Origin of the sequence: Flavobacterium sp. (assembly GCF_965657075.1) — a bacterium.
GTDB lineage: Bacteria > Bacteroidota > Bacteroidia > Flavobacteriales > Flavobacteriaceae > Flavobacterium.
In genome coordinates this window covers 182,385-199,621 of the sequence record NZ_CBFHMV010000004.1, presented here as the reverse complement: position 1 = coordinate 199,621, position 17,237 = coordinate 182,385, and the positions used below count along the sequence as shown (strand labels likewise).

At 29.6% G+C, this 17,237-nt stretch carries 14 protein-coding genes; 12 read left to right on the top strand and 2 right to left on the bottom strand.

What is annotated here, in order from left to right; translation table 11 throughout:
- Positions 1-379: 379 nt before the first annotated feature.
- Entirely contained in the window at positions 380-1,612 is a 1,233-nt protein-coding gene (locus ACTF56_RS04930; RefSeq protein ID WP_438965808.1) for an ABC transporter permease, read from the bottom strand.
- 76 nt (positions 1,613-1,688) lie between these two features.
- Here ACTF56_RS04930 and ACTF56_RS04925 point away from each other — a divergent pair, with 76 nt between their 5' ends.
- Positions 1,689-2,951 (top strand): exo-beta-N-acetylmuramidase NamZ family protein, encoded by a 1,263-nt coding sequence (locus ACTF56_RS04925; protein WP_438965801.1) that lies wholly within the window; start codon positions 1,689-1,691, stop codon positions 2,949-2,951.
- 1 nt (position 2,952) lies between these two features.
- On the opposite strand, the gene ACTF56_RS04920 is transcribed toward ACTF56_RS04925, so the two are convergent.
- Positions 2,953-4,257 carry an NAD(P)/FAD-dependent oxidoreductase gene (locus ACTF56_RS04920; RefSeq protein ID WP_438965800.1) on the bottom strand — a complete coding sequence of 435 codons (1,305 nt, stop codon included), beginning with the start codon at positions 4,255-4,257 and terminating at the stop codon, positions 2,953-2,955.
- A gap of 136 nt (positions 4,258-4,393) precedes the next feature.
- On the opposite strand from ACTF56_RS04920, the gene ACTF56_RS04915 reads away from it, so the two are divergent.
- The 11 genes from ACTF56_RS04915 to ACTF56_RS04865 all read left to right on the top strand — a co-directional run bounded on the left by ACTF56_RS04915 (position 4,394) and on the right by ACTF56_RS04865 (position 17,192).
- Positions 4,394-4,888 carry an RNA polymerase sigma factor gene (locus ACTF56_RS04915; protein ID WP_438965799.1) on the top strand — a complete coding sequence of 165 codons (495 nt, stop codon included), beginning with the start codon at positions 4,394-4,396 and terminating at the stop codon, positions 4,886-4,888.
- Positions 4,889-4,890: 2 nt separating this feature from the next.
- Positions 4,891-5,532 carry a hypothetical protein gene (locus ACTF56_RS04910; protein WP_438965798.1) on the top strand — a complete coding sequence of 214 codons (642 nt, stop codon included), beginning with the start codon at positions 4,891-4,893 and terminating at the stop codon, positions 5,530-5,532.
- A 4-nt stretch (positions 5,533-5,536) separates the two neighbouring features.
- Positions 5,537-6,391, top strand: a complete 855-nt coding sequence (locus tag ACTF56_RS04905) for a TraB/GumN family protein (RefSeq protein ID WP_438965797.1) — start codon at positions 5,537-5,539, stop codon at positions 6,389-6,391.
- Positions 6,392-6,516: 125 nt separating this feature from the next.
- Complete coding sequence (locus ACTF56_RS04900; RefSeq protein WP_438965796.1) at positions 6,517-8,745, top strand: RelA/SpoT family protein; 2,229 nt, start codon at positions 6,517-6,519, stop codon at positions 8,743-8,745.
- Positions 8,746-8,844: 99 nt separating this feature from the next.
- The gene (locus ACTF56_RS04895; RefSeq protein ID WP_438965795.1) at positions 8,845-9,285 is read left to right on the top strand and encodes a Fur family transcriptional regulator; all 441 of its coding nucleotides are present in this window, start codon (positions 8,845-8,847) and stop codon (positions 9,283-9,285) included.
- Positions 9,286-9,388: 103 nt separating this feature from the next.
- Positions 9,389-10,663, top strand: a complete 1,275-nt coding sequence (locus ACTF56_RS04890) for an adenylosuccinate synthase (protein WP_438965794.1) — start codon at positions 9,389-9,391, stop codon at positions 10,661-10,663.
- Positions 10,664-10,829: 166 nt separating this feature from the next.
- Positions 10,830-12,479, top strand: a complete 1,650-nt coding sequence (locus tag ACTF56_RS04885; RefSeq protein ID WP_438965793.1) for an OstA-like protein — start codon at positions 10,830-10,832, stop codon at positions 12,477-12,479.
- Positions 12,480-12,686: 207 nt separating this feature from the next.
- The gene (locus tag ACTF56_RS04880; RefSeq protein WP_438965792.1) at positions 12,687-13,874 is read left to right on the top strand and encodes an aspartate aminotransferase family protein; all 1,188 of its coding nucleotides are present in this window, start codon (positions 12,687-12,689) and stop codon (positions 13,872-13,874) included.
- 164 nt (positions 13,875-14,038) lie between these two features.
- A complete protein-coding gene (locus ACTF56_RS04875) occupies positions 14,039-15,436 on the top strand; it encodes a tetratricopeptide repeat protein (RefSeq protein ID WP_438965791.1) in 1,398 nt (465 codons plus the stop codon).
- A gap of 20 nt (positions 15,437-15,456) precedes the next feature.
- A complete protein-coding gene (locus ACTF56_RS04870) occupies positions 15,457-16,425 on the top strand; it encodes a DUF368 domain-containing protein (RefSeq protein WP_438965790.1) in 969 nt (322 codons plus the stop codon).
- A gap of 11 nt (positions 16,426-16,436) precedes the next feature.
- The gene (locus tag ACTF56_RS04865; RefSeq protein WP_438965789.1) at positions 16,437-17,192 is read left to right on the top strand and encodes a shikimate dehydrogenase family protein; all 756 of its coding nucleotides are present in this window, start codon (positions 16,437-16,439) and stop codon (positions 17,190-17,192) included.
- Positions 17,193-17,237: the final 45 nt, after the last annotated feature.

Below are 17,237 nucleotides of genomic sequence, written 5' to 3'. Positions count from 1 at the left end.
TTCTTTTTTTTGCTTTTTTATTTAGCACCTTGGTTTTGTGCTATTTACATTTTAAATTATTTTTAACCCAATTACTACGAATCTACTTTAAACACCATTTAACAATACATAATGACAAATAACTCAACTAAAACAAACACTAAACCATCTCAAATTAAAACGCCTTATTTACACAATTGTTAATAACTAGAAAACTCGTAACCCCTAAAACAAGTACTCCTAAAGCCTAAAACCTATAAATAAATCCCAAAAAATCTTTCCAATAGCCCCGATAGAAATGGCATCCTTTTATTTTTTGAACAAAAAAAGAAAAGATATAATGAATAGCGGGAAACTAAAACCATAAAACTAAACAAATCATTCGCTCTAAATTCAATAATTAAGTGAAATGAATTGCTTTTATAGGAGAGATTTTGGTAATTATGTAAGAAGGAATTAATAAAACTAAAAGACAAATGACAATTGTTCCAAAGTTTAAACCTAGTATATGAAGTATATTTATATCAACTACTGCTTCTGAAACGTAATAACTATCAGGATTTAATTTTATAGGTTTAAAATATTTTTGAATAAATAATAATAGTAAGGCTACAATATTACCAATTACCAATCCTCTTACGATTAAATGAAAGGCATTGTACAAAAATATTTTTCTAATGTTCCAGTTGTTTGCTCCTAATGCTTTTAATATTCCAATCATTTGAGTCCTTTCTAATATAAGAACTAACAATGCTACAATAATATTAATAGTGGAAACAATAATCATTATTATTAAAATGATTAGAATGTTGGTGTCGAACAATTTTAACCATTCAAAAATGCTATAATATTTTTCTTGAATTGTCATACTATTAAAGGTAGGTGGAATTTCGTTGTAAACTTCTTCCCCTTTTTGTGCTATTTCATTGAAGTCATTTATAAAAACTTCAAAACTGCCAATTTCATCTTCTTCCCAGTTATTCATTCTTTGAATATGACGCAAATCACCTATTATATAAGTAGCATCAAATTCTTGTAATCCTGAATTATAAAATCCGACAATAGTAAATCCGATTTGATTGTACTTTTTACCGCTTTCTTTTAAAAAAAAGGTTTGCACAACATCACCTAACTTTAGGTTTAAACGATTTGCTATATGTTGAGATATTACTATTTCTTCGGTACGTTTCGATTTAAGATTGGGAACTTTTCCTTCGACAATATATTCTTGTATGTTTTGAAAATTATATTCTTTATTAACTCCTTTAAATATAATTCCTTCAAATGATTTATCTGTACGAATAATTCCCGCTTTACTAGCTACTGGTTGAATGTGAGAAATTCCTTCAATAGCTTTAAATTTAGGATAAAAGTTTTGATGGATGGATATTGGCTCTTTTGAAACTTCAGATTGATTGTTATCAAAATTAGAAATAATTATGTGTCCGTTAAATGCGGCAACCTTTTCTCTAATCTTGTTTTGAAGACCAATTCCTGTAGCAACAGAAACAATCATCATTATAATACCAATGGCAATTGCAGTGATTGCTATTTTTATAATTGGTGAAGAAATACTACTTTTATAACTTTTAGTAGTTATTAATCTTTTTGAAATAAAATATTCTAAATTCAATTTTGGCTTTACTTTTGTGTTCAAATTTACATTTAATACATGAATTTCGCTAATATATTTATCAGACCTATATATAATGAGATATTTAATTATAATTTTAAGTTTTCTATTTATTGTTACCTCTTGTGGAACCTATAATATTAAAACAGAAAGTACCAGTCCAAAAACAAAATTAATTGCATCTAAAAGCGTAGAACAGAAATTCAAAACTGGTGCAGATGATTGGCGTACTTATTTACCTGTTTTAAAAAAATACAAAAATATTGGTGTGATTGCTAATCAATCAAGTTTGGTGAATTTTAATCCTTCGATAAATTCCGATTTAGAATATTACAACAAATCAGCTACTCAAACGATGCATTTAGTAGATTGGTTGCTTGAAAACAAATTGCCTGTTCAAAAAATATTTGCTCCTGAACACGGTTTTAGAGGAACAGCTGATGCTGGTGAATTGATAAATGACGGAAAAGATATTAAAACTGGCTTACCTATTATATCATTATATGGTCACAATAAAAAGCCTAAAGAAGAACAATTAGAAAACATTGATGTGCTTGTTTTTGATTTGCAAGATGTGGGTGCTCGATTTTACACCTATATATCTTCTTTACATTATATAATGGAAGCATGTGCTGAAAAAAAAATTCCTTTATATGTAATGGATAGGCCAAATCCGAATGGAACTATTGTTGATGGGCCAATTTTAGAAAAAGAATATACAAGCTTTGTAGGAATGCACCCAATTCCGATACTTCACGGAATGACTATTGGAGAATATGCCAAAATGATTAATGGTGAAAAATGGTTGAAAGACGAAATGACTTGTGATTTAAAAATTATTCCTTGTTTGAATTATAGTAGAACTATGAGTTATGACTTGCCTGAAAAACCTTCGCCAAATCTTCCAAATGCACAAGCTATCAATTTATATGCAAGTTTATGCTTATTTGAAGGCACCAATGTTAGTGTTGGAAGAGGAACAGAGAAGCAATTTCAAATTTATGGTTCTCCTTATTTAGTAGAAAGCAATTATAAATTTACACCAAAACCTAATGAAGGCGCTAAAGACCCTTTGCATAATGGTACTCTTTGTTATGGAAAAGATTTGTCGAAAATTAAAAAAGTGACTCAATTAGAAATAAAATGGTTAATTGATGCTTACAATTCAACACCAAATAAAGAAGCCTTTTTTAATTCCTTTTTTGTAAAACTTGCAGGAACTAAACTATTGCAAAATCAAATTGAACAAGGAATTTCTGAAAAAGATATCAGAAAATCATGGGAAGATGGTTTAAATCAATTTATGGAAATTCGTAAAAAATATTTGATTTATGATTAATTTACACTTCATCTGAAGTAAAACTAACAACTTCTTTTTTCTTGTAAGGTCGAATGATTAATCTGGCTTCTCTATCAAAACGAATGTAATTGTATACCCAATTTAGAAAAACTACCGCTTTATTTTTGAATCCTATCAAAGAAAATAAATGCACAAACATCCAAACAAACCAAGCAAAAACACCATGAAAATGAAAATTAGGTAAATCTACAACTGCTTTATTTCTTCCGATGGTAGCCATGGAACCTTTATCTTTATATTCAAAAGGTATTAATTCCTTTTTTTGAACCAATCGAATTAAGTTTTCTGCTAATTGTTTTCCTTGTTGCATAGCCGGTTGAGCCATCATGGGATGTCCGTTAGGATACTCTTTTGAACTCATAACAGCAATATCGCCAACAGCAAAAATATTTTTATAGCCTTCTACCCTATTACAACCGTCTACTTTTATGCGCTCTACTTTTTCAATAAAACTTTCGGCTTTTAATCCACTTGGTAAAGCTCCTTGAACTCCAGCAGTCCAAATCACAGTAGCACTATCAAAAACAATATCCGAATTGGTTGTTATTATTTTCCCATCATAACCTGTAACTCTGACATTTTTCCAGATATTAACTCCTAAGTTGGTAAGAAAATCCTCTGCTGCTTTAGACGATTTTTCGCTCATCGTATTTAAAATTCTATCACCACTTTGAATTAAGTTGATTTCCATTTTTCTAACGTCTAAATCTGGATAATCTTTTGGTAAAACCGCTTTTTTCATTTCTGCTAAAGCTCCAGCCAATTCAACTCCTGTTGGACCGCCACCAACTAAAACAAAATTCATTAATCCATGACGTTCTTCAATATCATTAGTTAACAGCGCTTGTTCAAAATTTTCTAAAATTAAACTTCTTATGTTTAATGATTGTGGAATGGTTTTCATTGCCATACAATTACGTTCCATTTCCTTATTACCAAAAAAATTAGTCTTTGAACCTGTAGCAATCACCAAATAATCGAACTTTAAATTTCCAATATCTGAAATAACTTCATTATTATCTGTATCAATTTCTTTTACGTTAGCCAATCTAAAATAAAAATTCTCATATTCTTGAACTACTTTTCTAATAGGATAAGCAATAGAATCAGGTTCCAAACCACCAGTAGCCACTTGATACATCAAAGGTTGAAAATTGTGATAATTATGTTTATCAACAAGAACAACTTGTACTGCTTTATTTTTTAGTTTTTTTGCTAACGAAATTCCTGCAAAACCACCACCAATTATTACAATTCTAGGATTACTACTTTTAGGTATATTCATTTTTAATTTTATTGCGTTACAAAGATAATTAGAAATTTAAATTAAGTCACAGATTCAAACTTTTTTATACCTTATATATATGTGTAAAATAAATCTATTTTTGTAACAACTTTATAAAAACAGATACTTATAAGGCATGAATGCATCTACAGAAGCTAATTTTGTTAAACAACTAAAGGAAAATCAGAATATAATCCACAAAATTTGTCGGTTATATACTACTGATGAAGATGCTCATAAAGATTTATTTCAAGAAATTACTATTCAATTATGGAAAGCTTTTCCCAAGTTTAGAGGAGATTCTAAATTTACCACATGGGCATACAGAGTTGGATTAAACACTGCAATAACTTTATACAGAAAAAAGAAACGCACCATCACTACTATTGAGTTTGATACAAGTTATCATTTTGTAAAACAAGAAGATTATAATTTTGAAGAAGAAGAACAATTAAAACTCCTATACAGTGCTGTAAATGAATTAAATGACATTGAAAAAGCATTGGTTTTTTTATACCTTGAAGATAAAGATTATGCAGAAATATCGGAAACTTTAGGAATTAGTGAAGTAAATGCAAGAGTAAAAATGAATCGAGTAAAAGGAAAATTAAAAAAATTATTAAATCCGTAACTATGGATGAATTAGAAATATTAAAACAAGATTGGAAGAAAAAAGACCATGCTTTCAATCAAGTTTCAGAAAAAGAAATTTATGGAATGCTTCACAAAAGATCTTCCTCAATTGTGAAGTGGATTTTTATGATAAGTGTGGGTGAATTTTTATTGTATATTATCGCCTCTTTATCGTTGAGAAATAATGAAAATATGATAAAATTCAATTCAATGGATAAATACCATATTTTAATCGTATTAGAAATTTTAAGCTATTTTATTTTAGGATATTTCATGATAAAATTCTATCTGAATTATAAAAAAATAAATGCCAATCAATCTATTAAAAGTTTAATAAAAAACATCTTAGATACAAGGAAAACGGTTCAAACCTACATCAAAATCATAATCATTTATACCTCATTTACTGCGATTGTAATGCCTATTATTCAGTTCAATTTTGACCCTGAATTCATTAAAATGTATAACCAAGTTGTAGCCAGTGGTCACCAAACTTTATTTATTGTTTTATCCCTTTTATTCACATTAGCATTTATAGCAGTTTTTGCCTTATTAATGTGGTTGTTTTACAAATTGATTTACGGAATATTATTAAAAAGACTCTACAACAATTACGAAGAACTTAAAAAACTTGAAATGTAATATTATGACACGAATTATTTTACTTTTTACAATGATGGCTATAAGTTATATAGCAAAAGCTCAAGATTTAGAAAACACTTTACTTTGGAAAGTTTCAGGAAAAAATATTGAAACACCTTCTTATTTATATGGAACTATGCATGTAGTTTGTGAAGTTAATTTTGATGAAGATGTTAACAAAGCTTTAGAAGAAACTACTCAAATGTATTTAGAATTAGATATGGATGAGCCAAATTTTCAAATGGAAATGATGAAATTAATGATGATGAAAGATGGAATTACATTAAAATCATTATTATCAGAAGAAGATCAAAAAACTTTAAACGTATTTCTTAAAGAAAATTTGGGCTATGATTTATCACTATTAAACAATTTGAAACCCTTTTTTATTTCTTCTATGTTTTATCCAAAAATTTTAGATTGTGAAATGAAAGCCGTTGATTTGGAGTTGATGGAAATTTCAAAAAAACAAAATGAAGCGATTTTTGGATTAGAATTAGTTCATGAACAAATGAAAATTTTTGACGACATTGATTATCAAGTGCAAATAGATGAGTTAATGAAATCTGTTAAAGACAACCTAAAAAAAGATAAAGCAGAAATGAAAGAACTACAGGAAATCTACAAAAGTGAAAACATTTCTAAAATGCTTGAAGTAATGTTGTCTTCTGACAATAAATTAATGTCAGATTATAATGATGTAATGTTAACCAACAGAAATAAAAACTGGATACCAATCATCGAAAAAGCAATGAGCACACCCACTTTTTTTGCGTTTGGAGCTGGACATTTAGCTGGTGAAAACGGAGTCATCAATCTTTTAATAAAAGAGGGATATACTGTCGAACCTGTAAAGTAAACAATTATATATAACAGTTTTATAAATCCTATTAATTTGGGATTTTTTTGTTTCAAAAAGATTTATCTAAAAACCTTGCAGAATAAATAACTTTGTTATAATTTTAGTAAATCAGAATCAAGATTATGACTGAAATAGAAATAGAAGCAGAAAATAAAGCTATAGCTCAAGAATACAAAGAGTTACTTCGTATAAGTTATCAAAACTTATCTGTGGTTGATAAAAAGCTGATTAGAAAAGCATTTGATGTTGCTGTTGATGCACATAAAGATCAACGTCGTAAGTCTGGAGAAGCTTATATCTTTCATCCAATAGCTGTTGCAAAAATAGTTGCTTCAGAAATTGGATTAGGAGCTACCTCTATTGCCGCTGCTTTAATGCATGATGTTGTTGAAGATACAGAAATTACTGTAGACGATATTGAGAAATTATTTAATCCAAAAATAGCTCAATTAGTAGCAGGACTTACTAAAATTGGTCAGGTAAAAACAGATCAAGGCATTTCGATGCAAGCCGAAAACTTCAGAAAAATGTTGCTTACATTAAATGATGATGTAAGAGTAATTTTAATCAAAATTGCCGACAGATTACATAACATGCAAACCATGGAGAGCATGGTCGATTATAAGCAAGCCAAAATAGCTTCTGAAACTTTATACATATATGCTCCAATGGCTCACAGATTGGGTTTATATAACATTAAAACACAATTGGAAGACTTGGGTTTAAAATATACTGAACCTGAAATTTACAAAGAAATTGTTAGTAAAATAAAAGAAACCAAGGAAGAACAAGATTTGTACATTAAATCTATTTCAGACGTTTTAAAAGAATCCCTAGACAAAGAAAATATCGAGTTTTCCATGAAGGGAAGACCAAAATCTATCTTTTCTATTAGAAGAAAAATGCGGGCTCAAAATGTGACTTTTGATGAAGTTTATGACAAATTTGCATTACGAATTATTTATAAATCAACTACAAGTCAAGAAAAATTTCTTGCCTGGAAAATATATTCCATTGTTACGGATCATTACCGACCAAGTCCAAGCCGTTTGAGAGATTGGATTTCTTCACCAAAATCTACAGGTTATGAAGCTTTGCATATAACTGTAATGGGACCAAAAGGACGTTGGGTAGAAATTCAAGTACGTAGCGAACGAATGGATGAAATTGCAGAAAAAGGATATGCAGCTCATTACAAATATAAAAATGCTGATACAGAAGAACATGGTTTAGAAACTTGGCTAAATCAACTGAAAGAAGCTATTGAAAATCAAGCAAATAATAACGAAAGTGCTGTGGATTTTGTAGAAGATTTTAAGTTGAATTTATACGCCAAAGAAATATATGTTTTTACACCAACGGGAGACATAAAATCATTACCCAAAGGAGCAACTTCATTGGATTTTGCCTTTAGCATTCATTCAGAAATAGGATGTAAAACTAGAGGAACAAGAGTCAACGGAAAATTAGTCCCTTTAAATTACGAATTAAATAGTGGTGATCAAGTAGAAGTTATTACTTCTGTGAATCAAAAACCTAGTTATCAATGGTTAGATTACGTAACAACTTCTAGAGCAAAAAACAAAATAAGAAACGTTTTAAACGAAAATACCAAAAAGATTGCTGAAGACGGAAAAGAAATTCTTACCAGAAAACTTAGACATCTTAAAATCACTTTAAACGAAAACACCGTAAATGAATTGGTAAATTTCTTTAAACTTCAAACCAGTTTAGATTTATTTTACAAAATAGGTATTGGTGCCATTGACAACCAAAGATTAAAAGATTATGCTGCACAAAAAAGCAATACTTTAGTTAATTTCTTTAAAAAGACAATTAATCGATCGCCTTCTTCTAATACTAATCAAGTTTCTAAAAAAGATATTTCTAAAAAATATGATTTATTGGTTTTTGGTACAGAACAAGAAAAACTTGATTACAAATTATCCACATGTTGTAATCCAATTCCAGGTGATGCTGTTTTTGGTTTTATAACCATAACCGAAGGCATTAAAGTACATCGAAAAGATTGTCCAAATGCCATAAGCATGCAGTCCAATTATGCATACCGAATTATAAAAGCAAAATGGATAGATTCGAACCAAGAAGAATTTAGAGCTATTCTTAACATTACTGGAATGGATACATTAGGATTAACCAATGAACTTACAAAGGTAATTTCTAACGAAATGCATGTTAACATTCAAAACATCTCATTGAGTAGTGATGCCGGAATATTTAATGGTAAAATAACAGTAATTGTTGCCAATAATTCCAACCTGAAAAAACTCATAGAAAATATCAAAAAAGTAGATGGAATTGAAAAAGTAACTCGAATCTACAAAAACTAAAAAACCAATACCAATTGTTAATAAATTTGAATAACCTATGCACATGTAAAACAAATATTTTAAAAATATAAGTATCTTTGCATTTCTGATTAACATCAAATGGAAAACAATACAAATCAAGAAGTTGTAAAAAACGTTTTTACAAAATATTTAGAGGAAAAAGCACATCGAAAAACTCCAGAAAGATATGCTATTCTTCAAGAAATATATGAATCAACTGAACATTTTGATATAGAATCTTTGTATATCAAAATGAAAAATAAAAACTATCGTGTTAGTAGAGCAACGCTTTACAACACCATAGAATTGTTGTTAGAATGTGGTTTGGTGCGTCGTCATCAATTTGGCCAAAATCAAGCGCATTATGAAAAATCATATTTTGACAAACAACATGATCACATCATTTTAACCGACTCTGGTGAAGTGATTGAATTTTGTGACCCAAGAATTCAACAAATCAAACAAACTATGGAAGAAATTTTCGGAATTGATATTCAAACACATTCCTTATACTTTTATGCCACAAAAAAAACACAATAAACAAATAAAAATAACGTATAGATAATTTGCGAACAAATAAATTACAGACAAGTCGCGACTTGTCTGTACGAAATTCAAACAGCACACAACAAATATTTACAAAATGACCGTAGATTTATTATTAGGATTACAATGGGGTGACGAAGGAAAAGGGAAAATCGTTGACGTACTTACCTCAAAATATGATATCATTGCTCGATTTCAAGGTGGACCAAATGCTGGACACACACTAGAATTTGACGGAATCAAACACGTTTTAAGAACTATTCCTTCTGGAATTTTTCATAAAAATGCCATTAATGTTATTGGAAATGGTGTTGTAATTGACCCAGTAGTTTTTCATAAAGAATTAGAAGGTTTAGAAAAATTTAATATGGATGTAAAATCTAAATTAATTATTTCTAGAAAAGCACACCTAATTTTACCAACGCACCGATTGTTAGATGCTGCTTCTGAAGCTTCAAAAGGAAAAGCAAAAATTGGTTCCACTTTAAAAGGTATTGGACCAACTTATATGGACAAAACAGGTAGAAACGGGATTAGAGTTGGTGATATTGAATTAGAAGATTTTAAATTAAGATACAGAGCTTTAGCAGACAAACACGAGTCAATGATTGCATTTTATGATGTTGATTTACAATATAATCTAGCTGAAATGGAAGAAGAATTCTTCGCTGCTATTGATCAATTAAAAAAATTAACATTTATTGATTCTGAAGAATTTTTAAATAAATCATTAAAAGAAGGAAAATCTATTTTAGCTGAAGGTGCTCAAGGGTCACTTTTAGATGTAGATTTTGGTACTTATCCTTTTGTAACTTCATCAAACACAACAGCCGCTGGTGCTTGTACTGGTTTAGGAATTGCTCCCAACAAAGTGAAAGAAGTATTCGGAATTTTTAAAGCTTATACAACTCGTGTAGGTAGCGGACCATTTCCAACAGAATTGTTTGACCAAGTAGGTGCAGATATGGCCAGAATTGGCAACGAATTCGGTTCTGTTACTGGAAGAGCTAGAAGATGTGGTTGGTTGGATTTAGTAGCGCTAAAATATGCCGTTCAGGTAAATGGTGTTACAGAACTTTACATGATGAAAGGTGATGTGTTGTCAGGTTTTGATACTTTAAAAATATGTACTTCGTACCAATATAAAGGTCAAGAAATTGCTCATTTTCCTTACAACATTGAACCTGAAAATGTAGAACCAGTTTATACAGAAATGAAAGGTTGGCAAGCTGATTTAACAAAAATGACAACCTATGATGAACTTCCAATAGAACTAAAAGACTATATCGAATTCATTGAAAAAGAACTTGAAGTTCCTATCAAAATTGTTTCAGTTGGTCCTGATAGAAAACAAACAATTGTAAAAAACTAGAATTCCGAATTTAGAATTCATTAAATCATAAATTTCACAAATTGACACTGTTTTATAGGTGTTAATTCGTGAAATTTCTGTTTAAAAGCATATTTATTTATAAATCTTTCTTAATTGAAAGTAGCTTATATACTTTTTAATTAAATTTGGCACAAAATTCAATCCATTGAAAAAATACATTTACATAATATTATTTATTCTAATTCCTAATTTAAACCTTTGGGCTCAAGAAAATTCTGGAAAAATCATCATTGAATATGCCGATTTTATTGATAAAAATCAGGAAGAAATTCCCGGAGCAGTCGTGTTTTCTGGAAATGTCAGAGTTTTGCATAATGGTGTAAAAATCAGTTGTAATAAAGCCTACCATTTTACTGAAGAAAATTACGTTAAAGCTTTTGGTAATGTACAATTAGTTCAAGGTGACACTATTTTTCTTAACAGTAGATATGCCGAATACAACGGAAATGAAGAAGTTGCTTATGCTACAGGAAATGTAACTTTAAATTCACCTCAATCTAATTTAGTAACAGATACCATTTTCTTTAACCGAAAAATTCAGCAAGCTTTTTACAATAGTAACGGAACAATTACTAACAAAGATAATATTCTAAAAAGTAAATCGGGAAGATACTATTTAAACGAAAAAAAGTATTCTTTTAAAACTGCTGTAACAGTTACAAACCCCAGAAGTACCATAAAAACAAATCATTTGGATTATTACGATAATTCTGGTCATGCTTATGTATTTGGACCTTCCACAATTACCAGTAAAAATGATTATATCTATACTGAAAACGGCTTTTACGATACAACAAACGACATTGGAAAACTCAAAAAAAACTCATATATCGTTTACAACAGCAGAAAAATAGAGGGTGATGATATTTATTACGACAGAAAGAAAAATTTTTCTAGAGCCGAAAATAATGTCAAAATTACCGATACCATTAACGATTTAATTGCAACAGGTCATTATGCCGAAGTTTACAGAAACACTTTGACTAAAAATGATTCCATGTTCATTACAAAAAAAGCACTTGTAGTTACTTTGGTTGAAAAAGATTCTATGTACATGCATGGAAAAAAAATCATGGTTACAGGTCCACCCGAAGACCGAATAATTAGAGCTTTCAATAATGTAAGATTCTTTAAAACAGACATGAGTGGAAAATGTGATTCGTTGCATTCCAATAACAAAACAGCCTTAACTAAACTTATCGGAAAACCAGTAATTTGGAGTACTAACGGACAAATGACAGGCGACGTCATGCATTTAATTGGAAATAATTCAACAGAAAAATTAGATTCATTAAAAGTTCTAAATAACGCTTTTCTAATTCAAAAAGACACCCTTAGTGTAGATGGTTACAATCAAATTAAAGGTCAAAATCTTTACGGGAAATTTAGAGATAATAAACTATACGAAGTAGATATCACAAAAAATTGCGAATCCATATATTACATCTACACCAAAGAAAATGAATTTGTAGGTATTGACAAAAAAGTTTGTAGTGCTTTTAATTTAAAGTTTGAAAATGAAGAAATTACACAATTCAAAGCCTTAAATAATGTAAAGAGCGAAACACTTCCAGATGATGAATTGCCTCCAAATGCACGAAAACTTAGAGGTTTTATTTGGCGTGGAGAAGAACAAATAAAGTCTAAAGACGATATTTTTCCTGCCGAAGAATTAGCAATAGATGCCAATGTTCAAAAAGAAACAACTAAGAAAAATGCAGAAGAAAATGTTCCAATGGACATTTTAAAAGAAACTATAGATTTTGATAAAAATAATCCAAAGAAGAAAGAATAAATCAGTATTAAGTTGACAGTGTTCATAAAGAAGAATGCTGAATTTAGAATAAAAATCTAAGAAATTTAGTAATACATCCATAAAAATAAAGTATCTTTTACACAAAGTGAGATATATTAATCTGTGTTAAAAAATCAAAAAAAAATATTAACAAATCACAAACTCTTTTAACCTCATAAACTTTTAACCTTTTAATCTACACAAAAAATGTTAACCGATTTTTATAAATACCAAGCACAAACAACACCCCATCCTTTAGCGATGGAAATTTCTCATGCTTTTGGCTCTTATATTTATAATACTGATGGGAAAAAATATCTAGACTTTGTTGCTGGTGTTTCTGCGTGTACATTGGGTCATCAGAACAAAAGAGTTAACGATGCTATTAAAAATCAGTTAGACAAGTATTCGCATGTAATGGTTTATGGGGAATATGCACAATCACCAGCTACAGATTTATGCAAATTATTAGCCGAAAACCTTCCTTATCCACTAACAAAAACTTATTTGGTAAATTCTGGAACTGAAGCCATTGAAGGCGCTCTAAAATTAGCAAGAAGAGTTACTGGAAGAAGCCAACTGATATCATGTCATAATGCATATCATGGCAATACAATGGGAAGCATGAGTGTAATGGGTTTTGAAGAACGCAAACAAGTTTTCAGACCTTTAATTCCAGATGTAGATTTCATTACTTTCAATAACGAAACTGATTTAGAAAAAATAACTACAAAGACAGCCGGAATTCTTTTAGAAACCATTCAAGGTGGTGCAGGATTTATTCAACCGCAAAATGATTTTCTTAAAAAAGTTCGTGAACGTTGTTCTAAAGTTGGAGCTGTTATGATTCTGGACGAAATTCAACCTGGATTTGGTCGTACAGGAAAATTATTCGGTTTTCAAAACTATGATATTATTCCAGATGTTGTTGTAATGGGTAAAGGAATGGGTTCTGGAATGCCTGTTGGTGCTTTCACTGCTTCTGAAGAAATGATGGATTTACTTAGCGATAATCCAAAACTAGGACATATTACTACATTTGGTGGGCACCCAGTAATTGCAGCGGCTTGTTTAGCAACTTTGCAAGAACTAACAGAAACTAATTTAATGCAAGAAGCTATTGAAAAAGAACACCTATTCAGAAGTCTTTTAGTGCATCCATTAATCACAGAAATTCGAGGTAAAGGCTTAATGTTAGCTGCGATGACAAAAGATGCTGAAACAACAAATCAAGTGGTTTTACGTTGTCAAGATAAAGGATTAATACTTTTTTGGCTTTTGTTTGAAGGTTGTGCGGTTAGAATCACTCCACCATTAACAATTTCTAAGGAAGAAATCCAAGAAGGTTGCCAAATTATAATTGAAGTATTGGACGAGATCCTTTCTGAAAATTAAGAAACATAAAAAGTAAAGATTAAACAAAAATATAAAATACTGATTTACAATATATTAATTTTTTATATTGTTAATTAAATTGTTTAAAACAAAAATAAGCTTGAATTTTATTCCATAGTAAATTGATTATTTTTATTAATGATAAAATTCCAAATTCCCAATACATGAATTTAAGTCAAGAGGAAGAAAATAACAACGATTTATCGCTCTCAAAATTTGAATCGATGCTCAAGACCAATAAAGTCTTGTTTTTTGATTCGGAAGAATTTGAAGACATTATCTTGCATTATATGGATACTGGTAGGATGAATCTTGCCAAAAAAGCATTGAAATTAGCCCTTGAACAACATCCAAAATCAACAGGTTTAAGATTGGTTCATGTAGAAATGCTTATTTTTGATGATAAATTGGAAATTGCCGATAAATTATTGAATGAACTTTTCGCAATAGAACCTACTAACGAAGAAATTTATATTCAAAAAGCCAACATCTATTCTAAAAAAGATTTGCACGAAAAAGCTATTGAAAGTTTAGAAACTGCTCTAAAATTTACCGATGATTTAGCCGATGTTTATTCTATGATCGGAATGGAATATCTTTTTATGGATCAATTAGAATTGGCTAAAGAAAATTTCATAAAATGCTTAAATGAAGATACAGATGATTATTCCTCTTTATACAACGTTGTGTATTGTTTTGATTTCTTAGACCAAAATAAAGAAGCCATAGTTTATCTAAATTCATTTATTGATAAAAATCCATACAGTGAAGTAGCTTGGCATCAACTAGGAAGACAATATTATGCTGTAAAAGACTATAATAAATCGGTTTGGGCTTTTGAATATGCAACACTTATAGATGAAAATTTCTTAGGTGCTTATTTAGAAAAAGCAAAAGCCTACGAAAAACTTAAAAAATACAGAGATGCCATAGAATGTTACACAAAAACTATGGAATTGGATGACGCAACTTCCTTTGCCTTATTAAGAGTTGCTAAGTGTTTTGAAAAGTTAGGATTAAACAGTTCGGCTTTAGAGTATTACAAAAAAACCGTACACGAAGATCCTTTATTAGATAAAGCTTGGATTGCAATTACCGATTTTTATATAAGACAAAAAGACTATCATAAAGCTATGTTTTATGTAAATAAAGCCATCGGAATTGACAGTGAAAACAAATATTACTGGAAGCGTTTTGCCAACATCAATAGATTTTTAAGTTTATTTGAAGAAGCTGAATACGGGTACAGAAGAGCTTTTGAACTTGGCGATAGCACCATTGAAACCTATATTTACTGGGCAGATTCCTTGAAATATTTAGGAGATTACAAAATTGCTATCGAAGCTTTGTTATTAGGTATTGAAAACCATCCTGAACATTATCAAATTGAATATCGTTTGGCCGGTTTATATTATACCCTTAATCAAACTAAAAAAGCTAAATTTCATTTGGTCAATGCTTTAAAATCTAATTTTAAAAACCAAACCATAATCAAAAATTCTTTTCCTCTAGTTTGGGATAAAAAAAGTGTTCAAAAAATTATTAAAAATTTCAATAGTTAAAAAAAAACACCTCAAATTAAATGAGAAAAATATTTCCCGATTATTTTATTATTGGATTAAAAGGATTAGCAATGGGTGCAGCAGATGTTGTACCAGGAGTTTCAGGTGGTACAATAGCGTTCATTTCTGGTATCTATCAGGAATTAATCGACAGCATTAACGGAATCAATTTTTCTTTAATAAAAACAATTAAAAACGAAGGAATTTTAGCCGCTTGGAAACAAGCTAACGGTTCTTTTTTATTAAGTTTATTATTAGGAATTGGAATTAGTATTCTTACCTTTTCTAAAATAATAGTCAAGTTACTTGATACACAACCAATATTATTGTGGTCGTTCTTTTTTGGATTAATCATTGCAAGTATTGTGCTGATTTACAGAGAAATAACCCATTGGAAAACAGTTTCTTTTTTAGCTTTAATTTTTGGAATAGTAGTTTCCTATTACATAACCATTGCACGACCTTCTTTAGCAACAGACAGTTACTTTTACTTATTTCTATCTGGATTTATAGCTATTATTGCTATGATTTTACCCGGAATTTCAGGATCATTTATATTGTTATTAATGGGTTCATACGAAACTGTTTTAGGAACAATAAACAAAGTAAGAGAAGGAATTGTAACTCTAAATTTGCAACTTTTTTGGGAAGCTTTTTCTAAATTATTAGTATTTATTATTGGTGCAGTTTTAGGAATAAAAGCTTTTTCAAAAATACTAAATTGGATGTTTTCAAACCACAAAAATACAACTTTAGCGCTTTTAGTTGGTTTTATGATGGGTTCATTAAACAAAGTTTGGCCGTGGAAAGAAGTACTTGAAACCCGCATCAACAGTCATGGAAAAACAGTTCCATTCCTAGAAAAAAGCATTCTTCCACAAGATTTTATTGGTGATGCTCAAATTTTATACGCACTACTTTTTGCCATTTTGGGCTTTACTGTTATCTTTGGAATGGAAAAATTAGCCGCAAAATTAGGAAAACAATAAGCTGCTTCACCATGCCTAAAAAATTGAAAAAGCAAAAAAAATTTGGTCTACTAGGAAAAAATATATCGTATTCTTTTTCTAGAAAATACTTTAATGACAAGTTTGAAAAATTGCATTTTGATAATTGTGAATACGTAAACTTTGATTTAGAAAGTTGTAAAGAATTTCCAAAAGTAATCTTTAAAACTAAAGGTTTAATTGGATTAAATGTCACCATTCCTTATAAAGAAGAAATTATTCCTTATTTAGACAAACTATCAAAAAATGCTCAAAAAATAGGATCTGTAAACACCATTAAAATTTCTAAAAAAAAGAAACTAAAAGGGTATAATACCGATTTTTATGGATTTAAAAAAGCATTAAAACCACTGTTAAAAAAACATCACAATAAAGCTTTAATTTTGGGGACAGGTGGTGCCAGTAAAGGGGTAGCATTTGGACTAAAAAAATTAAATATAGAATACGATTTTGTTTCAAGAAATCCAGATGAATATCAAATTGGATACCATGAAATAAATGCAGAACTATTTCAAGAATATCAAATCATTGTCAATACTACTCCAATTGGCACATTTCCTAACGTTGAAATGGCACCCGATTTAGATTATTCGCTATTTACTTCAAAACACATTGCTTTTGATTTGGTGTATAATCCAGAAGAAACTTTATTTCTTAAAAGAGCTAAAGAACAAGGAGCTATCATAAAAAACGGATATGAAATGCTGGTTTTTCAAGCTGAAAAATCATGGCAAATTTGGAATAAATAGGTTTTTTATTTTATTTTTAAATTCTTAAACCAACTTTCTTTGAAC